Raw genomic sequence first — 21,511 nt, forward strand, 5'->3', positions numbered from 1 at the left:
CATCGACTCAAGGTGTCAGAGCCGGGGATCGACCCGCGTCGACACCGGCCTGCTGCGCTGCGAGGGCACGGTGCTGCAGCGGGGCCGCCGTACCGCCCTGGCCGAGGCCCGCCTCACGGACCCGGCCAACCGCCTGGCAGCCCACGCCACCTCGACCTGCCTGATCTTCCCCCTCCCCTAACCCTCTCCCCCGCCCCCCTGAGCTCGACGATCTTGCAGTTACGGCCCCCGCAGTGCCGGTTTCGCGGCATTCGCGGGGGCCGTAAGTGCAAGATCTGTGAAGGTGTTTGTCAAGCGTTGGTTTCGAGGGTGCGCCAGATTTGGCGGGCTATGTAGCGTTTGAGGCTGCGGGTGATTTCGGCTGGGGTGCGGCCTTCGGTGGTGCGGCGTTCGACGTAGTCCTTGGTGGGTTGGTGGCATCGTTGGCGGGTTTTCGCGATGGTGTGTAGGGCGGCGTTGAGGGTGCGGTCGCCGCCTCGGTTGAGGCGGTGGCGGATGGTGCGTCCGGAGCTGGCGGGGACGGGGCTGGCGCCGGCGAGTGAGGCGAAGGCGGCTTCGTTGCGGAACCGGCCGGGGTGTGACCAGGCGGTCAGTGCGATCGCGGCGGTGACGGGGCCGATCCCGGGTTGGTCGAGCAGGGTGGGGCAGAGCTTGTCGACCAGGGTGCGGATCTCGGCGAGGTTGGCTTTCAGGAGCTTCTCGAGGGTCAGGATCTGCTCGGCCAGGGCTGCCAGTTGAGTGCGGCGCAGTCGGTCAAGTCCGCTGCCGCTGCCGCTGCCGGTGCCGCTGCCGCTGCCGGTGCCGCTGCCGGTGCCGCTGCCGCTGCCGGTGCCGGTGCCGGTGGTGAGGGTGGTGGCGTGTTGGACCTGCCGCAGGGTGTTCAGTCCGCGCATCTGTGTGCGTAGATCGTCGTCGGCGGTGAGGATCAGCGATTTGAACAGGTTGATGGTGGCGGTGCGGGTGTCGCTGTAGTGGCGGCGGCAGACGTGCAGCAGGCGCAGGGCTTCCCGGTCGCCGTCGGCGCGGGGCGTGGCGACGTGGTCGGCGGCCAGCACCGCGCGAGCGGCGTGCACGGCGTCCAACGCGTCGGACTTGCCGCCTCGCCGACGGCGTCCGGCAGCGGGTTTGGGTGCTTCCAGGACGTCCTCACCCGCGGCGCGCAGGACACGCAGCAGGCCGACCCCGTGACACCGGGCGCCGTCCAGGGCCCAGGCCCGCCGGCCCGTTCCCAGCCCGGTCGTCTGCCGCCCGGCCCAGGCCAGCAGAACAGCGGCGCCGTCGGCGGTGGCCGGCACGGTGATCTCGGCCAGCACTGTCCCGACCGGGGTGGTCACCGCGGCGGTGTGCGTATCGGTATGGGTATCCACACCGATGACCGCGTCAACACGGCCGGCCAGACGATCTGCCAGGATGGAAGGCACGGACGGTTCTCCCTTGCACGGGACGACGTTCGGACGGCGTCGGCCCGGGAGACGATCACCCGGCGGCACATCTGTGATGAGTCACGCGACACCAATCGCGGACAGGCTTCTGATCAGGCCAGCAAGGTGGGCCGGGCCGACGCCGGCAACCCACGAGGACAGGTCGCGCTTCACGGCACACCCTTCTGCGGTGGCCAGATCTTGCATGAGTCACTCGTCGATCACCGACGTCGAACCCTACCGATACCAACCCCTCCCGGAACCGGCCCACCTATAGAAGCGTCGCGCGGGAGAGGGAGCGGTCTGTCAGGCCTTGGCGGCGGTGCGGGCGGCTCGGGCGGCGCGGCGCTCCTCGAAGCGGGACGCCTGGGTCTCCAGCGTGTCCAGGTGGGCGGCGATCTGGTCGCGGGCGGCCTCGCCGTCGGCGTTCAGGCCGGTCACGTCGAACAGGTTCCACTGGCGCAGCACCGGCATCACCACCTCGTCGCGGTGCTGGCGCAGGTCGTAGATGCCGGCCAGCGCGATCGCCACCGACTTGCGGGCGAAGCCCTCGATGCCAACGCCCGGCATCTGGAAGTTGGCGAGCACGTCGGCGACGGCCCGCATCGCCTGCGACGGCGCCAGCTCGAACGCCGCGCCGAGCAGGTTGCGGTAGAAGACCATGTGCAGGTTCTCGTCCGCGGCCACCCGGGCCAGCAGCGCCTCGCACGTCGGGTCGCCGGTGGCCCGGCCGGTGTTGCGGTGCGAGATGCGGGTGGCCAGTTCCTGGAACGACACGTACGCCAGCGAGTGCAGCATCTCCTGGTCGTGCACGTTCTGGTAGCCCGCCGACATGTGCACCATCCGGGCCCGCTCCAGCGCCACCGGGTCCACCGCCCGGGTCACCGTGAGATAGTCGCGGATCGCCGTGCCGTGCCGGCCCTCCTCGGCGGTCCACCGGTGCACCCAGGTGCCCCACGCGCCGTCGCGCCCGAACAGCGTGGCGATCTCGTGGTGGTACGAGGGCAGGTTGTCCTCGGTGAGCAGGTTGACGATCAGCGCGGTCCGCGCCACCTCGGGCAGCGTCGAGTCCTCCGGCGACCACGCCTCGCCGCCCAGCGGGCCGTCGAAGGTGCGGCCCTCGCTCCACGGCACGTACTCGTGCGGGAACCACTCCTTGGCCAGCGACAGATGGCGGTCGAGGTTCTTCTCGACCACCGGCTCGAGTTCGGTGAGCAGAGCGGTCTGGCTGAGCACGGTCACGACGTTCTCCCTACGGTGGCGTAACTTACGCCACCGTAGGTCGAAACGTCTTCAGACGCCAGTGCCGGCCGCGCCGACCAGCGGCTTCAGGTCCGCCCGGGGCGGCGTCCACTCGCCCGCCGCGGCCGGCACCTGCTCGCCGGAACGGATGTCCTTGACCTCGTCGCCGTCGGCGCCGGGGAACCAGACGTACGGGATGCCGCGCCGCTCGGCGTACCGGATCTGCTTGCCGAACTTGGCCGCCGACGGGGACACCTCGGTCGGCACGCCACGCGACCGCAGCGCCGCCGCGACCGCGTCGCTGGCCGCCCGGTCCTCCTCCGCGGTGACCGCCACCAGCACGCAGGTCGGCACCGAACGGGACACCGACAGCGCCTCGGCGCCGAACAGCAGGCCGAGCAGCCGGGTCACCCCGATCGAGATGCCCACCCCCGGGAACCGCATGGCGCCCGAGCTGGCCAGGTTGTCGTACCGGCCGCCGGAGCAGATCGAGCCGAACCGCTCGTAGCCGATCATCTGCGTCTCGTAGACCGTGCCCGTGTAGTAGTCCAGGCCCCGCGCGATGCGCAGGTCGGCCACGCAGAGGCCGGGCGCGTGCGCGGCGGCGGTCTCCACCACGGCGGTCAGTTCCGCGACGCCCTCGTCCAGCAGCGGGTCGCTCACCCCGAGGCCGCGCACCGCGTCGGCGAACGAGGCGTCCGGCGCGGAGATCTCGGCCAGCGCGAGCACGGCCTTGGCCTGCGCGTCGCTCGCCCCGGCGGTGCTCGCCAGCAGCTCCGTGACCCCGGCCGGGCCGATCTTGTCGAGCTTGTCGACGGCGCGCAGCGCCGCCTCCACGTCGGTCAGCCCGATGCCCCGGTAGAACCCCTCGCAGATCTTGCGGTTGTTGACCTGGATGCGCACCGGCGGGATCGGCAGCGATCGCAGCGCGTCGCCGATGACCAGCGGCATCTCGGCCTCGTAGTGCGCCGGCAGGGTGTCCCTGTCGACGATGTCGATGTCGGCCTGGAGGAACTCCCGGTAGCGGCCCTCCTGCGGGCGCTCACCGCGCCACACCTTCTGGATCTGGTAGCGGCGGAACGGGAACTGGAGCTTGCCGGCGTTCTCCAGCACGTAGCGGGCGAACGGCACGGTCAGGTCGAAGTGCAGGCCGAGCGCGTCGTCACCGGCCGCGCCGTCGGCGTCGGCCTGCAACCGGCGCAGCAGGTAGACCTCCTTTGCGGTATCCCCCTTCCGCAGCAACTGATCCAGCGGCTCCACCGAGCGGGTCTCCAGTGGCGCGAAGCCGTACAGCTCGAACGTGGTGCGGATGCGATCGAGAACGAACTGCTCGATCATCCGCTGTGCGGTGGTCCACTCCGGGAAGCCGGAGATGGGCGTGGGCTTGCTCATCACGAACTCCTTGAGAACCCGCGCGGGCGCGGGTGAGGGTCTAGAGGCCTCGGGTGGGCGCGGCCGGGCGCGCGCCGCCGGTGCCCGCCACCTCGAGGAGGTACGGGTTGGTCGCGCGCTCGCGGCCGATCGTGGTCCGGGGGCCGTGGCCGGGCAGGACGACGGTGTCGTCGGCCAGCGGGAGCACCTTGTCCCGCAGGCTGGACAGCATGCGGGGCATGCTGCCGCCCGGCAGGTCGGTGCGGCCGATCGAGCCGGCGAACAGCACGTCACCGGAGAGGCAGATCTGGTCCGCCTCCCAGGGCGAGCCGGCGCCGGGCAACCGGAACAGCACCGACCCGCCGGTATGGCCGGGAGCGTGGTCGACGGTGATCTCCAACCCGGCCAGCGACAGCGTCGCGCCGTCGGTCAGCTCGGCCACGTCGTCCGGCTCGGTGTACGGCAGCCGCCCGCCGAACAGCTGGGTCAGGTCCATCGAGAGCGCCTTGCTCGGGTCGGCCAGCAGCTCCCGGTCGTCCGGGTGGACGTAGGCGGGGATGCCGCGCGCGCCGCAGACCGGGGCGACGGAGAACGTGTGGTCGAGGTGGCCGTGGGTGAGCAGCACGGCGGCCGGGTGCAGGCGGTGCTCGGCGAGCACGGCGTCGAGCCGGTCGAGCACCCCGATGCCGGGGTCGACCACCACGCACTGCTCCCCCGGCCCGGTCGCCACCACGTAGCAGTTGGTGCCGAAGGCGTCCGCGGGAAAGCCGGCCACGAGCACGTCGCTCCCCTTTCCGTCCGGTCGTCGTCTGCCTGCAGCCTAGTCGTAGCGGCCAGGGAGTTCCGCCCGCCACCGCCCTCGTCCGCACCGGCCGGGCTGAGACGGCGGGACCTCGTACACCACATTCCCAGTCGCTACCCGTACACTCTGGCGGGCGTGTGGCGTGGCGCACCCCGATCGGAACGGCGGACGGCGCCCGACGCCGGCGGCGATCAGGCAGAGGAAGGGGAGCGCACGTGGCTTCCAGCAGGGACCGGCAGCGCAAACTGGCGCGCGCCAAGCTCGACCGGCAGCTCGCCCGGCGGGCGGCGGCCGCGAAGCGCCGCCGCCAGATCCGGGCCGGTGTGGGCGCCGCGGTGGTGCTCGTGCTGATCGTGGCCGGCTCCGCCTGGGCGCTCGGCGCGTTCGACTCCGAGCCGGAGAAGAAGGCCGCCGAGGACGTCTGCCTCTGGACCGCGGAGGACGGCGCCGTCAACACCAACCTCAAGGACGTCGGCGAGCCGCCCACCACGGGCCTGCCCACCTCGGGCACCCGTCCGATGACGATCACCACCAACCAGGGTGGGCCGATCACCGTGGAGCTGGACCAGACCGACGCGCCCTGCGGCGCGGCGAGCCTGAGCTACCTGGCCGGCCGGTCGTTCTTCGACAACACCACGTGCCACGAGATCACCACCGAGGGCGCGCTGCGCTGCGGCGACCCGACCGGCACCGGGCTCGGCGGCCCGACCTACTCGTTCTACGACGAGAACGTCCCGGCCGCGCCGGAGCCCAGCCCGTCGGCCTCGCCGGCGCCCGGGCAGCCGGCGACGTACCCGAAGGGCACGGTCGCCATGATCGGCAACCCGCCCGGCAGCAACAGCAGCCAGTTCCTGATCTTCTTCAAGGACGCCAGCCCGGCCAAGCCGGCCTACTCGGTGGTCGGCAAGGTCACCGGTGGGCTCGACGTGGTGGAGAAGATCGGTGCCCTGCCGACGGTGGACAATGGCAACGGCGCCAAGGTCAAGCCGAAGACGCAGGTGCTGGTTCAGAGCGTGACCGTCGGCGAGCCCGGCGCGGCGCCGGCCGGCAGTCCCGCGCCCTCGCCGAGCGCCAGCGCGGGCTGAGCACACACGCCACCGGCGGCGTGCCGCCGGTGCGATCCAGACGTGACCCGGCGCGCGCGCCGACCCCATACGCAGCAGGTGAGGAGTGACCGTGACGTCCACCAGAGACCGCCAGCGCGCGGCGGCGCGAGCCAAGCTCGAGCGGGAGATGGCGGAACGGGCCGGTCGGGCCCGCAAGCGCCGGCAGACCCAGGCGATCGTCGGGGCCGCGGCGGTGCTGGTGCTCGTCGTGGCCGGCACGGTGTGGCTCGTCGCCGCGCTCGGCGACGACGACGAGAAGCAGGGCGGCACCGCCGCCGGGGCCGACGCTGTGCAGTGCGCGTACACGGAGGTGCCCAAGGAGGGCCGTCCGGCGCAGATCAAGGACGTCGGCCTCCCGCCGGCCCAGCAGTCCGGCAAGGGCACCCAGACGATGACCATCGACACCAACCTGGGCCCGATCACCGCCAAGATCGACCGCACCAAGGTGCCGTGCACCGCCGGCAGCTTCACGCACCTGGCCGGCAAGGGCTTCTTCGACAACACCAAGTGCCACCGGCTGGTCACCGAGGGCATCAAGGTGCTCCAGTGCGGCGACCCGAGCGCCACCGGCAAGGGCTGGCGGGACACCGACGGCACCGGCGGTCCGTCGTACAACCTGGCCGAGGAGAACCTGCCCACCGACAAGCGCCCGCCGTACCCGGAGGGTGTCATCGCGATGGCCAACTCCGGCCAGCCGGGCAGCACCGGCAGCCAGTTCTTCATCGTGTACGGCGACTCGCCGCTCGACCCGAACTACACCGTGCTGGGCACCATCACCGGCGGCATGGACGTGGTGAAGCAGGTCGCCGCGGCCGGTGACGACGGCGCGTTCGCCAAGCAGGCCGGCGGTGGTCACCCGAAGAAGGAGATCACCATGACCAAGGTGACGATGAGCCCGGTCGAGGGCGGCTGACCGCACCCGCACGACGACGAAGCGCCCGCCGGCTGATCGCAGCCGGCGGGCGCTTTCGCGTGCGTGGGCGGCTCAGGCGCCCGAGGTGACCCGGTACGCGTCGAACACGCCGTCGACCTTGCGGACGGCGGCCAGCAGGTGGCCGAGGTGCTTCGGGTCGGCCATCTCGAAGCTGAACCGGCTGACCGCCACCCGGTCGCGGGTGGTGGTCACCGTCGCGGAGAGGATGTTCACCCGCTCCTCGGACAGCACCCTTGTCACGTCGGCGAGCAGCTTGTGCCGGTCCAGCGCCTCGACCTGGATGGCGACCAGGAACGTGGAGGCGGACGTGAGCTTCCAGCTCACCTCGACCACCCGCTCGGGCTGGGCGCGCAGGTCCTCGGCGTTGGCGCAGTCGTCGCGGTGCACGCTGACCCCGCCGGAGCGGGTGACGAACCCGAACACCGAGTCCGGCGGTACGGGCGTGCAGCAGCGGGCCAGTTTGATCCAGACGTCGCTGACGCCGCGGACCACGACGCCCGGGTCGGCGCTGCTCTGCCGGCTGCGCGGCGGCCGGGTGGCGACGGCGGTCTCGGCGATGTCCTCCGCCGCGCCCTCCTCGCCACCGTAGGACGCCATCAGCTTCTGCACCACCGACTGCGCGGAGACCTGGCTGTCGCCGACCGCCGCGTAGAGCGAGGCCACGTCGGCCAGGTGCAGGTCCCGGGCGATCGCCATCAGCGCGTCCGAGGTGAGCATCCGCTGCAACGGCATGCCCTGCTTGCGCATCGCCTTGACGATCGCATCCTTGCCGGCCTCGATCGCCTCCTCGCGCCGCTCCTTGTTGAAGTACTGGCGGATCTTGGTGCGGGCGCGCGGGCTCTTGACGAAGCCCAGCCAGTCCTGCGTGGGGCCGGCCGTGTCGGACTTCGACGTGAAGATCTCGATCACGTCGCCGTTTGAGAGCGTCGACTCGAGGGGCACCAGCTTGCCGTTGACCCGCGCGCCGATGCACTTGTGCCCGACCTCGGTGTGCACCGCGTACGCGAAGTCGACAGGCGTCGACCCGGTCGGCAGCGGGATGACGTCGCCCTTGGGGGTGAAGACGTACACCTCCTGGCTGGACAGGTCGAACCGCAGCGCGTCCAGGAACTCGCTCGGGTCCGCCGCCTCCCGCTGCCAGTCCAGCAGCTGCCGCAGCCAGGTCATCTCGTCGATGTGCGCCGGCGGGCCCACCACCGGGGTGCCCTTGTGCTCCTTGTACTTCCAGTGCGCGGCGATGCCGAACTCGGCGGTGCGGTGCATCGCGTACGTGCGGATCTGCATCTCCACCGGCTTGCCGGTGGGCCCGATGACAGTCGTGTGCAACGACTGGTACATGTTGAACTTGGGCATCGCGATGTAGTCCTTGAACCGGCCCGGCACCGGCTGCCAGTTGGCGTGGATGACCCCCAGCGCCGCGTAGCAGTCACGAACCGTGTCGACCAGGATCCGCACACCCACCAGGTCGTAGATGTCGTTGAAGTCGCGCCCCCGCACGATCATCTTCTGGTAGATCGAGTAGAGGTGCTTCGGCCGCCCGGTCGTCTCCGCCTTGATCTTGGCGGCCTTCAGGTCGGTGGACACCTTCTGGGTCACCTGGCGCAGCAGCGCCTCGCGCTGCGGCTGGTGCTCCCCGATCAGCCGGTTGATCTCCTCGAACCGCTTGGGGAACAGCGTGCCGAAGGCCAGATCCTCCAGCTCCCACTTGATCGTGTTCATACCGAGGCGGTGTGCCAGCGGCGCCAGGATCTCCAGCGTCTCCTTGGCCTTCTGCTCCTGCTTCGGACGCGGCAGGAAGGTCAGGGTCCGCATGTTGTGCAGCCGGTCGGCCAGCTTGATCACCAGGACCCGGGGGTCCTTCGCCATCGCCACGACCATCTTGCGGATGGTCTCGGCCTTGGCCGCGTCGCCGAGCTTGACCTTGTCGAGCTTGGTGACGCCGTCGACGAGCAGCGCGACCTCACCGCCGAAGTCGGCGCGCATCGCATCGAGCGTGTATTCGGTGTCCTCGATGGTGTCGTGCAGCAGCGCCGCGACCAGCGTGGTGGTGTCCATGCCCAGGTTCGCCAGAATGGTCGCCACCGCGAGGGGGTGCGTGATGTAGGGGTCGCCGGACTTGCGGTACTGCCCCGAGTGCCACCGCGCCGCAGTGTCGAAGGCGCGCTGCAGCAGCCGCGCGTCGGCCTTGGGGTGGTTCTCCCGGTGGGTCGCGATCAGCGGCTCCAGCACCTCGCTGACCTGCGAGGTCTGCCAGGGCGCGTTGAACCGGGCCAGCCGGGCGCGGACCCGCCGGCCGGTGGGCGCGTTGGACAGGGCGAAACCGCTGCCGGTCGTGGACTCGGTGGAACCCTCGGTCGGGAACGGCACCACGACCGCCCCGCCGTCGGCCGTCGCGTCGGGCGCGCCGCCGGTGGCGCCGGTCGCCCGGGCCGGCGGGTTGCCGCTGCACTCGGTCACCGAGCCGTCCGCGTCGCCTGTCGGGTGCACCGTGCCCTCCACCGGAGGGACGACATCGTGGGACACCGGCCTCCTCACCGCTCGCCGGGATGCGCCGGCCGTCCGGCCGACGTCTGGTTCAACCGGCCCGGGGGCCGGTCTTGTTCCACGCGGTCGCCGGGGCCGGGCCCCGGCGCCTTCGCCGCCCCGGACACACCTCGGCCGGGTCGGGCAAAGGGCAATGCTACCCGTACGCAGGGTACGCCACCGCTCCCCCGGACGGTCGGCGCCGACCGGCCCGACGGGCCGGCCCGGTCAAACGGTCAACAGGGCATGGACCGGTCGCTGGGCCAGCCGCTTACGGCCCTCGAGGAAGCCCAGCTCCAGCAGCACGGTGAACCCGGCCACCGTCCCACCGGCGCGTTCCACCAGGTCGAGCGTGGCCTCGGCGGTGCCGCCGGTGGCGAGCACGTCGTCGAGCACCAGCACCCGGTGGCCGGCGGTGAAGGCGTCCTGGTGCACCTCCAGCGTCGCCTCGCCGTACTCCAGCGCGTAGGACGCCGAGTGCGTGGCCCGGGGCAGCTTGCCGGCCTTGCGCACCGGCACCACGCCGACGCCGGTGGCGTACGCGACCGCCGCCGCCAGCACGAACCCGCGCGCCTCGATGCCGGCGACGGTGTCGAACGAGTCCCGCCCGTGGTACGCGATGATGCCGTCGATCACCGCCCGGAACGCCTCACCGTCGGCGAACAGGGGCATCAGGTCCTTGAACACGACACCCGGCTTGGGGAAGTCCGGCACGTCCAGCAGCCGGCTGGCTACGAGCTGGGCGACCTCCGGGCCGCTGTCTCCGCGTACCCCTGCGGTGTGGGTCTCCGTCACGGTGCGTCCCATGTCCTCTCGAAACGACGACGGCGTCCGTCATGCCGTGAGTCCAGCATGACGGACGCCGTCGGACCGATTCCGTCCGGCCCTACGGTCAGCGGCGCTTGCCGCCGGGCCGGTTGCCGCCGCCCCCGGCGGGACGCCCGCCGCGGGCGCCGCTGGGACGCTTGCCGGCCGGCCGGGCGCCCACCTTGGGTGCGGCGCCGGCCAGCGCGGCCGCCTCCGGGTCGATCGGCGCGTCGACGGCCGGTGCGGCGGTGCGCTGGCCCTTCGGCGTGATCTCGCCCTTGGCGATCGCGGCCCGGCGGGCGGCCACCCGCTTGTTGTGCGCGCTGATCCGCGGGTCCATGTTCTTCAGCAGCACCAGCAGCGGCGTGGCCAGCAGGATCGAGGTCAGGAACGCCACCGCCATACCGACGAACAGCACCAGGCCGAGGTCCTTCAGCGTGCCCGCCCCGAGCAGGCCGGCGCCGATGAAGAGCAGGCCGCCGACCGGCAGCAGCGCCACGACCGAGGTGTTCAGCGACCGCATGAGGCTCTGGTTGAGCGCCAGGTTGGACGCCTCGCCGTAGGTGAGGTTGTTGTTCGCGGTGATGCCGCGTGTGTTCTCCTGCACCTTGTCGAAGACCACCACCACGTCGTAGAGCGCGAAGCCCAGGATCGTGAGGAAGCCGATGATCGTCGACGGGGTGACCTCGAAACCGACGAGCGAGTAGATGCCGGCGGTGAGGATCAGGTTGGTCAGCAGCGAGATGATGGCGGCGACCGCCATCCGCCACTCGAAGCGCAGCACCAGGTAGATCGACACCACCGCGATGAAGATCACCAGACCGAGGAAGGCGCGCGAGGTGACCTGGCTGCCCCACGCCTCGGAGACCTGGCTGCCGCTGATCTGGTCGGCCTGGATGCCGAACTCCTGCGCCATCGCGGCCTTGGCCGCGTTGGCCTGCTCGGCGCTGAGCTGCCCGGTGCGCATCTCGTAGAACTCGCCGCTGGTGCTGCCGACCTTCTGCGCGCTGACCACCTCGACGCCGGGCGCCTCGTCGGCCAGCACCTCGTCGACGGTCTGCTCGGCCCGGTCCAGCGTGCCGACGCTGGCCGGCACCTGGAACGTGTTGCCGCCGGCGAACTCGATGCCGAGCTTGAAGCCGCTGATCGCGAAGCTGAGCACCGCGATCAGGACCAGGACACCCGCCACACCGAACCACAGGTTCCGGCGGCCGACGATGTTGAGATCCGCCTCGCCCCGGTAGAGCCGCGCGGCCAGACCGTTCTTAGCCATCTCAGGCCTCCTTGACACGCGGGTTGCGGGCGGTGCCCGGCTCGGTCGACCGGGCCGGCAGCGCCCGGCCCAGACCGCTGACCCGCGGCGACAGGAACGCCCGGGTACGGGCGAACATCGTCATGATCGGGTGGCGGAAGAGGAAAACGACGACCAGGTCGAGCACTGTGGCCAGGCCGAGCGCGAAGGCGAAGCCCTTCACCGCGCCGACCGACACGATGTAGAGCACCACCGCCGACATCAGCGTGATCGCGTTCGCCGAGATGATCGTCCGGCGAGCCCGGATCCAGGCGCGCGGCACCGCGCTCCGTGGACTCCGGCCCTCCCGGATCTCGTCCTTCAATCGTTCGAAGTAGATGACGAACGAGTCCGCCGCGACGCCCAGCGAGACGATCATGCCGGCGATGCCGGCGAGCGTGAGCGTGAAGCCGATCGACCGGCCGAGCACCACCAGCGCGCCGAACACCAGCAGCGCGGAGAGCACCAGGCTCAGGAAGATGACCGAGCCGAGCAGACGGTAGTAGAAGAACGAGTAGATGATGACCAGCAGCATGCCGATGCCGGCCGCCAGCAGACCCGCCTTGAGGTGGCTGTCGCCGAGCGTCGCGGTGACGTTCTGCTGCTCCTGCGGCTCGAAGGTCACCGGCAGCGCGCCGTAGCGCAGCTGGCTGGCGAGCGCGTTCGCGGCCTTGTTGTCGAAGCTGCCGGTGATCTGCGAGTCACCGGTCAGCACGCCCTGGATCTCCGGGGACGAGACGATCTCGTTGTCCAGCACCACGGCGACCCGGCACTTGCCGTCCTGGCCGAGCGCGGTCTGGTCGCAGGCCTGGCCCTCGTTGTTGAACGCCTCGCGGGTCAGCGCGGTCCACTTCTCCTGGCCCTTGCCGGTGAAGTTCAGGCTGACCACCCAGGAGCTGGTCTGGTCGAGCTGGGCGGAGGCGTTCTTGACGTCGGTGCCGAGCACCTTCGCGACGTCGAGCAGGTACTTCGCGCCGGACTCGCAGGCGACCGCCTTCTGCTTCTCGTCCTTGATCGAGGCGGCGGGCCGCGTGTCGAGCTGGGTGCAGGTGATGGTCGGGACGTTGAACTGCATCTCGACCGGCAGGACGGCGACCTCCTGCGGGGTGAGCGTCCCGAACGGCTTGAGCTTGTCGGCCAGCGACGGGTCGGTGGTCAGGTCCGCCGGGGCCTGGAGACCGGAGGCGGCGGCCCAGGCGGCCGCGCCGACCTTCTGCTCGACGGCCTTGCGCTGCTGCTCGATGCTCTGCGGCACCGGCTCGGCGCTGGCGCTCGGGCTCGGCGCGGCGGCGCTCGGCGAGGCCGAGGCGCTGGCGCTCGGCGTCGGGGCCATGCCGCCCTGCCCGCCGGCGCTCGGCGAGCCGCTCACCTTGGGGCTCGTGGTCGCCTGCGGCGACGCGCTGCCCGACGGGGTCGGGGTGGCGGCGCCGGACGGCGAGGCGCTCGGGGTCGGCGCGGGCGCGGCCGCGGCACCACTGCCGTCGGTGGCCTTGAGCACCTTGCGGAAGCGCAGCTCGGCGGCCTCACCGACGTCGGTGAGGTCGCGGTTCTGGCCGGGCAGGGAGATGACGATGTTGCGGTTGCCCTCGGTGACCACCTCGGCCTCGGCCACGCCGTAGGCGTTGACCCGGCTCTCGATGATCTGGCGGGCCTCCTCGAGGTTGTCGGCGGTCGGGGGCTTGCCGTCCACCGTGTTGGTGGCCTCGAGCGTCAGCCGGGTGCCGCCGACGAGGTCCAGGCCGAGCCGCGGCTCCAACCGGTCCTTCCAGCCACCGCTGGCGCCGCCCGAGAAGAACACCAAAAGATAGAGGACGACGAAGATGAGCCCGAGCACGGCGAGCTGCCGTCCGGGCCGCATCTGTCCCTGAGGTGGTGCCACGGCTGTCCTGTCTCCCTGTACGGTCGCGCCGCTTCCGCGGCGGCGACAACTGTCGGGCCGGGGGTGTCCGCCCGACTGCTCCGGCGGGTCGGCACCGGAGGACGGCACGCCGGCTGGTGCGCGGCGCGGGGGCGCCGCACGGCCCGGCCGGGTGCCGGCGCCGGGCGCCGACCCCAACTATCCACTTGTACCGATGATTCCGCTGCCCCGTCCGGGGCGGCAGTCACTCCTTGACCGGCTCGGCTTCCTCGGTGATCGTCTCGGCCGCCGGCGCCTCGGCGCGCTTGATCACGCGGGCCACGGCGGGGCGGGCGTACCGGGTCTGCACGCCCGGCGCGACCTCGAGCAGGACCGTCTCGTCCTCGACTGCGGTGACCGTGCCGTGCAGGCCGCCGATGGTGACCACCTCGTCGCCGGGGGCGAGGGCGGACTGCATCTGCTCGGCCTCGCGGCGGCGCTTCTGCTGCGGACGGATCATCATGAAGTACATGACGACGAAGAGCAGAGCGATCATGAGGATCGGCGTCAGACTGCCGGCTCCCCCGCCACTCGCTGCTGCGTAAAGCACGGTGTAGACCTTCCGGTTGGCCTCCGTCCCGGCGCCGGAGGGCGCCGCAGCGGAAGCGGATTCTCACGTCCTGTACAAACCGCGGCGAAGTCTAGTCCCTGCTCCTGAGAAGACCGAATGCGGCACAGATCACGAACGGATCACGGCTGGTCGGTCTGCACCGAGAACAGATCGGGCCCCGGAGGGGCATCCATCCCAAATGTACCATTCGGGGGCGTACGCCCCAGATGGCGCCAAGCGGCCTCGGTCGCCACCCGCCCGCGCGGCGTACGGGCCAGCAGCCCGGCCCGGACCAGGAACGGCTCGCAGACCTCCTCGACCGTGTCCGGCTGCTCCCCCACCGCCACGGCGAGGGTGGACAGGCCCACCGGACCGCCCCGGAACGAGTCGACCAGCGCGGTCAGCACCGCCCGGTCGAGCCGGTCCAGACCCAGCGCGTCCACGTCGTAGACGGTCAGCGCCGCCCGTGCGGTCTCCAGCGTGACCACGCCCTCGGCGCGCACCTCGGCGTAATCGCGCACCCGGCGCAGCAGCCGGTTGGCGATGCGCGGGGTGCCCCGGGACCGGCCGGCGATCTCCGCCGCCCCCTCGGGAGTGATCGGCACGCCGAGGATCCGGGCCGACCGGTGCAGCAGCACCTCCAGGTCGGCCGGGGCGTAGAAGTCGAGGTGCGCGACGAAGCCGAACCGGTCGCGCATCGGCCCCGTCAGCAGGCCGGACCGGGTGGTGGCGCCGACGAGCGTGAACGGCTCCACGTCGAGCGGGATGGCCGTGGCGCCCGGCCCCTTGCCCACCACCACGTCGACGCGGAAGTCCTCCATGGCGCTGTAGAGCAGTTCCTCGGCCGGCTTGGCGATCCGGTGGATCTCGTCGATGAACAGCACGTCGCCCTCGGCGAGGCTGGTCAGGATCGCGGCCAGGTCGCCGGAGCGCTCGATGGCCGGGCCGCTGGTCACCCGGATCCCGGTGCCCAGCTCGGCGGCGACGATGTTGGCCAGGGTCGTCTTACCGAGGCCAGGCGGCCCGGACAGCAGGATGTGGTCGGGCGGGGAGCCGCGCCGCATCGCGCCCTGCAACAGCAGGTCGAGTTGGTCCCGGACGCGGTGCTGGGCGATGAACTCGTCGAGCCGCTTCGGGCGGACGCTCGCCTCGGCGTCCCGCTCGGCGTCGTCGACGTACGCCGAAACCAGGTTCTCCCCGCTCATCGGGTCCGGCCCAGGAGGCGGATCGCCTGCTTGAGCAGGACCGGCACCGGCGGCGTCTCGCCGTCCACGGTCTCCGCGACCGCGGCCACCGCCTGCTCGGCCTGGGCCGCCGTCCAGCCCAGCCCGACGAGGGCCTGGCGGACCTGCTCCGGCCAGGCGCCCGCGGTCACCCCGGCCGCTCCGTCGGCGCCCACCGGCACCGGGCCGATCCGGTCGCGCAGCTCCAGCACCAGCCGCTCGGCGCCCTTCTTGCCGATGCCCGGCACCCGGGTCAGCGCCGCGGTGTCGGCGTTGGCGATGGCCTTGCGGACCGCGTCCGGCGTGTGCACGGCGAGCACCGCCTGGGCCAGCCGGGGACCGACCCCGCTGGCGGTCTGGAGCAGCTCGAACAGCTGCTTGGCGTCGTCGTCGGCGAAGCCGTAGAGGGTGAGCGAGTCCTCCCGGACCACCAGGCTGGTGGCCAGCCGCGCCGGCTGGCCCACGCGCAGCTCGGCGAGCGTGCCGGGGGCGCACTGCACGGCCAGGCCGATGCCGCCCACCTCCACCACCGCGTGATCCGGGCCGGTGGCGGTCACCGTGCCGCGTACGCTCGCGATCATCGCGTCCCTCCTCGTCGGGCCCGTTGCGCGGCCGCGGCCAGCTTGGACCGGGTGCCGCCGCGCCACACGTGACAGATGGCCAGCGCCAGGGCGTCGGCGGCGTCGGCCGGCTTCGGCGGCTCGGGCAGCCGCAGCAGCCGGGTGACCATCGCCGTCATCTGCGCCTTGTCGGCCTGGCCGAAGCCGGTCACCGCCGCCTTCACCTCGCTCGGCGTGTACGTCGTCACCGGCAGCCCGGCCCGGGCCCCGGCGAGCACCGCGACACCGCTGGCCTGCGCGGTGCCCATCACGGTGCGGACGTTGTGCTGGCTGAACACCCGCTCCACCGCGACCGCGTCCGGCCGGTGCTCGGCGACCAGGTCGGTGAGCGAGCGGTCCAGGTGCAGCAGGCGCAGCGGCAGCTCGTCGGCCGGGTCGGTGTAGACCACGTAGTAGGCCACGAGCGTGCACGGGCGGCCCGGCACGCCCTCGACCACGCCGACCCCGCACCGGGTCAGCCCCGGGTCGACGCCCAGCACGCGCACGCCGCCTCCTCCCCGAGCCGCCAGCAGTACGTGTGTTCGACACACCCTACTGGTGCCCGCCGACGCCGGGGCGGCCGGACACGCCGGGCCCCGGCGGTGACGCGGCGCACCACACAGACGGGCGGTGGAGTATGTGTCGCCACCCCATGTGCCAGGGGGCACCCGGCTCGTACGTTCATGCGCCATGACGGCAGAACCCGTGGCGGGCCCCCACGTCGTACACGTCGACCTGACCGGTCGCACCGCGCTGGTGACAGGTGGTGGCGGCGGCATCGGGCGGGCCTGCGCGCTGCGCCTGGCGGCGGCCGGCGCGACGGTGGTGGTGCTGGACCGCGACGTGGCGGCGGCCGAGGCGGTGGCCGGCGAGGCCGGCGGCCGGGCGGTGGGGATCGACCTGGCCGACCCGGCGGCGGTGGACCGGCTCGACGTCGAAGCCGACATCGTGGTCAACAACGCCGGGCTGCAACACGTCGCGCCGGTGCAGGACTTCCCGGTCGAGCGCTTCGAGTACATCCAGCGGGTGATGGTGGAGGCGCCGTTCCTGCTGATCCGCCGGGCGCTGCCCCGGATGTACGCGTCCGGCTGGGGCCGGATCGTGAACATCTCCTCGGTGCACGGGCTGCGCGCCTCGCCGTTCAAGTCGGCGTACGTCTCGGCGAAGCACGCACTGGAGGGCCTGTCCAAGGTGGTCGCGCTGGAGGGCGCCGCGCACGGCGTCACCGCCAACTGCATCAACCCCGCGTACGTGCGCACCGCGCTGGTGGAGAGCCAGATCGCCGACCAGGCGGCCACCCACGGCATCGGCGAGGACGAGGTGGTCGAGAAGATCATGCTGGCCCGGGCGGCGATCAAGCGGCTGATCGAGCCGGAGGAGGTGGCCGAACTGGTGGCGTACCTGTGCTCCCCGCCGGCCGCGTTCCTCACCGGCACCTCGATCGCCCTCGACGGGGGCTGGACGGCGAACTAGTGGCCCCGCGCACAATGTCGGTCATGTCGTCGCCGGTCGAGTTCCTGGAGCTGCTGGCGCGCGAGGCCGCCGCGGTCGAGTTCGAGGGCCCGCTGGTCGCCGCGCGCGCCGCCGGCCTGCCCGCCGAACGGCTCGCCGAGCTGGAACAGGCCAAGGTGGTGGCGCTGCGGGTCCGGGCGCTGCTGGCGCGGCGGCGTCGCCGGGAGACCGAGCTGTCCGGCCTGTACGACACCGCGAGCGACCTGGCCGGGCTGCGCGACCTGGACGACGTGCTGCGCGCGATCGTGCACCGGGCGCGGATCCTGCTCGGCACCGACGTGGCGTACATGACGCTCAACGACGACGAGCGTGGCGACACGTACATGCGGGTCACCGATGGCTCGATCTCGGCCCGGTTCCAGCGGCTGCGGCTGGAACTGGGCGACGGCCTGGGCGGCCTGGTGGCGCAGACCGGCACGCCGTACGTCACCTCGAACTACCAGGAGGACGAGCGGTTCCGGCACACCGGGGAGATCGACGGCGGGGTGGGCGAGGAGGGCCTGGTGGCCATCCTCGGCGTGCCGCTGCGGCTCGGCTCCAGCGTGATCGGCGTGCTGTACGCGGCGAACCGCTCGGCCCGGCCGTTCGCCCGCGAGGAGGTGTCGCTGCTGGTGTCGCTGGCGGCGCACGCGGCGGTGGCGATCGACACCGCGCGGCTGCTCGCCGAGACCCGGGCGGCGCTGGCGGAGCTGTCGGCGGCGAACAGCACCATCCGGGCGCACAGCAGTTCGGTGGAGCGCGCCGCCGCCGCGCACGACCGGATGACCGCGCTGGTGGTGCGCGGCGGAGGCATGGAGGACGTGGCGGCGGCGGTCACCGAGGTGCTCGGCGGGGCGCTGCTGGCGCTGGACGCCGAGGGCCGGCGGCTGGCCCGGGTCGGCGAGATCGAGGAGCCGGACCGGGCCGACATCGTGGAGGCGGTGGCCGCCTCCCGTACCGAGGGGCGCAGCGTGCGCCGGGGCCCGCTCTGGTACGCCGCGGTGGTGGCCGGCGCGGAGAACCTGGGCGCGCTGGTGCTGCGCCCGGACGACGAGCTGGTCGACGCCGACCAGCGCATCCTGGAGCGCGCCGCGCTGGTGACCGCGTTGCTGCTGCTGTTCCGCCGGACCGTGGCCGAGGCGGAGGGGCGGGTCCGCGGCGAGCTGCTGGACGACCTGATCGCCCGGCCGCTGCGCGACGCCGACGCGCTGCGCGCGCGGGCCCGCCGGATCGCTGTGGACCTGGACGCCCCGCACGTGCTGGTGGCGGTCGGCGACGACGCGTTCGCCGAGACCGGCTCGGCCCGGCAGCGGGTGCTGTCCTGGGCCACCACGTACGCCTCGACACGGGGTGGCCTGGCCGCGGCGCGCGACGGGCGGGTGGTGCTGATGCTGCCCGGCCGGGACGCGGGCGGCGCGGCCCGCTCGGTGGCCCGGGACCTGTCCCGGCTGACCGGCCGCCCGGTGACCGCCGGGGCGAGCGGGCCGTCGACCGGGCCGGCGTCGCTGGCCGTCACGTTCGCCGAGGCGGAGCGCTGCCTGTCCGCGCTGGGTGCGCTGGGCCGGGCCGGGCAGGGGGCGAGCACCGCCGAGCTGGGTTTCGTCGGGCTGCTGCTGGGCGCTGTCGGCGACGCCGGCGACCGGGACGTGGCCCGGTTCCTCGCCACCACTGTGGGGCCGGTGCTGGACTACGACGCCCGGCGGGGCACCGCGCTGGTGAAGACGCTGGAGGCGTACTTCGGGGTGGGCGGCAGCCTGGCCCGGGCCGCCGAGCAGCTGCACGTGCACGTCAACACGGTCACGCAGCGGCTGGAGCGGGTCGGTCACCTGCTGGGCGCGGACTGGCAGCGGCCGGAGCGGGCGCTGGAGGTGCAGCTCGCCCTGCGTCTGCACCGGCTGCGCACGCCCGCCCGCTGAACGGCCGGACCGCGCCGGGGCGGTCCGGCGCGGTCAGCGCACGCGCAGGCCGTCCAGGACCGTGTCCACGATCCGCTCGGGCAGCATCCGCTCGTCGCGCTCGGGGTGCCAGCGCAGCATCCGCTGGGTGAGCATCGGCGCGGTGAGCAGCGACATGGTCACCTCGACGTCGAGGTCGGCGCGCAGCTCGCCCCGGTCGATCCCGCGGTGCAGCACCTCGCGCATCGCCGCGCGCCGGGGCTCGATGATCGCCTCGTACGCCTGCCGGTGGGACGAGCTGCGGTTCACCTCGGGCACCAGGCAGGGCATGATCTTGCGGACCCGAGGGTCGGCGTGCTGGCCCACGGCGCCGACCAGCAGCACCAGGTCGTCGCGGACGGAGCGACCGGCGGTGCGGGGCGCGGGGCCCTTGAGCGTGCGCAACGCGTCCAGCAGCAGCGCGTCCTTGCCCGGCCAGCGGCGGTAGATGGTGGCCTTGCCGACGCCTGCGCGGTTGGCGATCGCCTCGATGGACAGCGACTCGACGGTGCTGCCCTCGGCCAGCAGGTCGAGGGTGGCGTCGATGATCGCCTCGTCCGCGCGGGTGCTCCGCGGTCGCCCGGGCGACCGCGGAGCATCCGCCGTGGAAGTCATGTCAGACATTGTCCACGAACCTACGCGGTACCGGCCAGCTCCCGGTCGGTGACCGGCGCCGCGTCGGGGGCGACGACCGGCCGCCCCGGCATCCAGCGCAGCACGATCACGATGCCGAGCGCGGCCACCACCGCGGAGGCGCCCGCCGCCCAGTGCATGGCCGAGACGAACGAGTCGTTCGCCGCGTCGATCAGTCGCGGCGCGTCGGGGCCGAGCCGGCCGGCGACGGCGTACGCCCCGGAGATCGACTCCCGGGCCGCGTCGCGTACCGGGGCGGGCAGGGCAGCCACCGCCGGGCCGACCTGGTCGCGGTAGACGCCGGAGAGCACCGAGCCGAGCACCGCCACGCCGAGCGCGCCGGCCACCTGCCGCACGGTGTTGCTCACCGCGGAACCGACACCGGCCTTCTCCCGGGGCAGCGACGACATGATCGACTCGGTGGCCGGGGGCATGATGTTCGCCATTCCGGCGCCCTGGAGGAAGCCCAGCGCCGAGAAGATCCAGATCGGGGTGTCCGCGTCGATGAAGACGAACGCGGCGAGCGCCACGGTGGTGAGCAGCAGCCCGGCGGCGGCGACCGCCCGGCCGCCGTAGCGGCGGACCATCGCGGCGCTGCGCGGCGCGAAGATGAGCTGGGCGGCGGCGAACGGCAGGAACAGCAGGCCGCTCTCCAGCGGGCTGTAGCCGCGGACGAGTTGGAGGTAGAACGCGCCGAAGAACATCACGCCCATGGCGGCGAAGAAGACCAGCCCGACCAGGGCCACCGGGGCGGCGAACCGGGGCACCCGGAACAGCCGTACGTCCAGCGACGGGTGGTCGCTGCGCAGCTCGTGGGCGACGAACCAGCCGAGCACCGCGAGGCCGCCGAGCACCGCGATCCACACCTGCGGGCGGTCGAAGCCGTGCTCGCCGCCGTCGATGATGCCGTAGGTGAGCGCGACCAGGCCGACCACCGACAGCAGCACGCCGAGCAGGTCGACCCGGCCGGGCTTCGGGTCGCGGGACTCGGGGACCAGGGCCGCGACCAGCACCACGCCGAGCACCACCACCGGCACGTTGATCAGGAAGACCGAGCCCCACCAGAAGTGCTCCAGCAGCGCGCCGCCGAGCACCGGGCCGATCGCCACCGCGAGGCCGACCGCGCCGGCCCAGACGCCGATCGCCTTGGCGCGCTCGCGCGGGTCGAAGACGTTGGAGATGATCGAGAGCGTCACCGGCATGATGGCCGCGCCGCCGACGCCCATCAGCGCGCGGGCCGCGATGAGCTGGCCCGGGTCCTGCGCGTACGCGGACAGCAGCGAGGACAGGCCGAACAGCGCCAGCCCGAGGATCAGGAAGCGGCGGCGGCCGAGCCGGTCACCGAGCACGCCGAAGGTGAACAGCAGCCCGGCGAAGACGAGCGTGTAGGAGTTGATCGCCCATTCCAGCTCGCCCTGGGTGGCGCCGAGGCCGTGCACCGGGTCGGCCAGGGTGCGCAGGGCGACGTTGAGGATGGTGTTGTCGAGGACGACCACGAGGAGGCTGATCACCAGCACCCCGAGGATCGCCCACCTCCTCGGGTGTCCGGTGTTCTCGTGTGGTTCCACGTCCGTGCTCCCCCCGGTTTCCCCGCGTCGGAATACGATACGGGTCAGACTCGTAACGGAGCCGAGCGTAGGTGAGCGGGTTTCGATACGGAACTGGTTCGTATCGAATGTGTCTCAGG

18 protein-coding genes and 1 pseudogene are annotated in these 21,511 nt (G+C 72.4%); 5 read left to right on the forward strand and 14 right to left on the reverse strand.

Annotated features, from left to right (window positions below; genetic code table 11):
* Positions 1-37 precede the first annotated feature (37 nt).
* Positions 38-181: pseudogene (locus O7607_RS01605) on the forward strand (PaaI family thioesterase); the annotation flags it as partial.
* A 109-nt stretch (positions 182-290) separates the two neighbouring features.
* On the opposite strand, the gene O7607_RS01610 reads toward O7607_RS01605, so the two are convergent.
* From O7607_RS01610 to O7607_RS01625, 4 genes are all read right to left on the reverse strand, one after another.
* On the reverse strand, positions 291-1,421 hold the full coding sequence (locus tag O7607_RS01610) for an IS110 family transposase (RefSeq protein WP_442929443.1): 1,131 nt from the start codon (positions 1,419-1,421) through the stop codon (positions 291-293).
* Between the two features lie 306 nt (positions 1,422-1,727).
* The gene (locus tag O7607_RS01615; protein WP_269700505.1) at positions 1,728-2,663 is read right to left on the reverse strand and encodes an acyl-ACP desaturase; all 936 of its coding nucleotides are present in this window, start codon (positions 2,661-2,663) and stop codon (positions 1,728-1,730) included.
* 51 nt (positions 2,664-2,714) lie between these two features.
* Complete coding sequence (gene hisS, locus O7607_RS01620; protein ID WP_269700507.1) at positions 2,715-4,055, reverse strand: histidine--tRNA ligase; 1,341 nt, start codon at positions 4,053-4,055, stop codon at positions 2,715-2,717.
* Between the two features lie 40 nt (positions 4,056-4,095).
* Entirely contained in the window at positions 4,096-4,815 is a 720-nt protein-coding gene (locus tag O7607_RS01625; protein ID WP_269700510.1) for an MBL fold metallo-hydrolase, read from the reverse strand.
* 236 nt (positions 4,816-5,051) lie between these two features.
* Here O7607_RS01625 and O7607_RS01630 point away from each other — a divergent pair, with 236 nt between their 5' ends.
* Positions 5,052-5,921, forward strand: a complete 870-nt coding sequence (locus O7607_RS01630; protein WP_269700512.1) for a peptidylprolyl isomerase — start codon at positions 5,052-5,054, stop codon at positions 5,919-5,921.
* A gap of 91 nt (positions 5,922-6,012) precedes the next feature.
* Positions 6,013-6,855 carry a peptidylprolyl isomerase gene (locus O7607_RS01635; RefSeq protein ID WP_269700514.1) on the forward strand — a complete coding sequence of 281 codons (843 nt, stop codon included), beginning with the start codon at positions 6,013-6,015 and terminating at the stop codon, positions 6,853-6,855.
* 72 nt (positions 6,856-6,927) lie between these two features.
* On the opposite strand, the gene O7607_RS01640 is transcribed toward O7607_RS01635, so the two are convergent.
* The 8 genes from O7607_RS01640 to ruvC all read right to left on the reverse strand — a co-directional run bounded on the left by O7607_RS01640 (position 6,928) and on the right by ruvC (position 16,272).
* The gene (locus O7607_RS01640) at positions 6,928-9,375 is read right to left on the reverse strand and encodes a RelA/SpoT family protein (protein WP_269706867.1); all 2,448 of its coding nucleotides are present in this window, start codon (positions 9,373-9,375) and stop codon (positions 6,928-6,930) included.
* Between the two features lie 252 nt (positions 9,376-9,627).
* The gene (locus tag O7607_RS01645) at positions 9,628-10,194 is read right to left on the reverse strand and encodes an adenine phosphoribosyltransferase (RefSeq protein WP_120573853.1); all 567 of its coding nucleotides are present in this window, start codon (positions 10,192-10,194) and stop codon (positions 9,628-9,630) included.
* Between the two features lie 97 nt (positions 10,195-10,291).
* Entirely contained in the window at positions 10,292-11,479 is a 1,188-nt protein-coding gene (gene secF / locus O7607_RS01650) for a protein translocase subunit SecF (RefSeq protein WP_269700516.1), read from the reverse strand.
* Between the two features lies 1 nt (position 11,480).
* The gene (secD, locus tag O7607_RS01655; RefSeq protein WP_269700517.1) at positions 11,481-13,376 is read right to left on the reverse strand and encodes a protein translocase subunit SecD; all 1,896 of its coding nucleotides are present in this window, start codon (positions 13,374-13,376) and stop codon (positions 11,481-11,483) included.
* A 223-nt stretch (positions 13,377-13,599) separates the two neighbouring features.
* Complete coding sequence (gene yajC / locus O7607_RS01660) at positions 13,600-13,944, reverse strand: preprotein translocase subunit YajC (protein ID WP_036345294.1); 345 nt, start codon at positions 13,942-13,944, stop codon at positions 13,600-13,602.
* 140 nt (positions 13,945-14,084) lie between these two features.
* Positions 14,085-15,149: a Holliday junction branch migration DNA helicase RuvB gene (gene ruvB, locus O7607_RS01665; protein WP_269700518.1), complete on the reverse strand. Its 1,065-nt coding sequence runs from the start codon at positions 15,147-15,149 to the stop codon at positions 14,085-14,087.
* Positions 15,146-15,748, reverse strand: a complete 603-nt coding sequence (ruvA, locus tag O7607_RS01670; RefSeq protein ID WP_269700519.1) for a Holliday junction branch migration protein RuvA — start codon at positions 15,746-15,748, stop codon at positions 15,146-15,148. The genes ruvB and ruvA overlap by 4 nt, the downstream gene beginning before the upstream one ends.
* Positions 15,745-16,272 (reverse strand): crossover junction endodeoxyribonuclease RuvC, encoded by a 528-nt coding sequence (gene ruvC, locus O7607_RS01675; RefSeq protein ID WP_269700520.1) that lies wholly within the window; start codon positions 16,270-16,272, stop codon positions 15,745-15,747. The genes ruvA and ruvC overlap by 4 nt, the downstream gene beginning before the upstream one ends.
* A gap of 184 nt (positions 16,273-16,456) precedes the next feature.
* Here ruvC and O7607_RS01680 point away from each other — a divergent pair, with 184 nt between their 5' ends.
* Positions 16,457-17,239: a 3-hydroxybutyrate dehydrogenase gene (locus O7607_RS01680; RefSeq protein WP_269700521.1), complete on the forward strand. Its 783-nt coding sequence runs from the start codon at positions 16,457-16,459 to the stop codon at positions 17,237-17,239.
* Positions 17,240-17,253: 14 nt separating this feature from the next.
* Entirely contained in the window at positions 17,254-19,173 is a 1,920-nt protein-coding gene (locus O7607_RS01685) for a helix-turn-helix domain-containing protein (RefSeq protein ID WP_269706868.1), read from the forward strand.
* A gap of 33 nt (positions 19,174-19,206) precedes the next feature.
* On the opposite strand, the gene O7607_RS01690 is transcribed toward O7607_RS01685, so the two are convergent.
* Entirely contained in the window at positions 19,207-19,815 is a 609-nt protein-coding gene (locus tag O7607_RS01690) for a TetR/AcrR family transcriptional regulator (protein ID WP_269700522.1), read from the reverse strand.
* 11 nt (positions 19,816-19,826) lie between these two features.
* Entirely contained in the window at positions 19,827-21,392 is a 1,566-nt protein-coding gene (locus O7607_RS01695; protein ID WP_269700523.1) for an MFS transporter, read from the reverse strand.
* Between the last annotated feature and the right edge of the window lie 119 nt (positions 21,393-21,511).

The organism is Micromonospora sp. WMMA1949, from assembly GCF_027460145.1.
Classification (GTDB): Bacteria; Actinomycetota; Actinomycetes; order Mycobacteriales; family Micromonosporaceae; genus Micromonospora.

Bases quoted from the DNA above. Each gene is read 5' to 3' on its own strand.
- hisS (WP_269700507.1), bottom strand. From the start codon at position 4,055: ATGAGCAAGCCCACGCCCATCTCCGGCTTCCCGGAGTGGACCACCGCA.
- secF (WP_269700516.1), bottom strand. From the start codon at position 11,479: ATGGCTAAGAACGGTCTGGCCGCGCGGCTCTACCGGGGCGAGGCGGAT.
- ruvB (WP_269700518.1), bottom strand. From the start codon at position 15,149: ATGAGCGGGGAGAACCTGGTTTCGGCGTACGTCGACGACGCCGAGCGG.
- ruvA (WP_269700519.1), bottom strand. From the start codon at position 15,748: ATGATCGCGAGCGTACGCGGCACGGTGACCGCCACCGGCCCGGATCAC.
- O7607_RS01680 (WP_269700521.1), top strand. From the start codon at position 16,457: ATGACGGCAGAACCCGTGGCGGGCCCCCACGTCGTACACGTCGACCTG.
- O7607_RS01685 (WP_269706868.1), top strand. From the start codon at position 17,254: ATGTCGGTCATGTCGTCGCCGGTCGAGTTCCTGGAGCTGCTGGCGCGC.
- O7607_RS01690 (WP_269700522.1), bottom strand. From the start codon at position 19,815: ATGTCTGACATGACTTCCACGGCGGATGCTCCGCGGTCGCCCGGGCGA.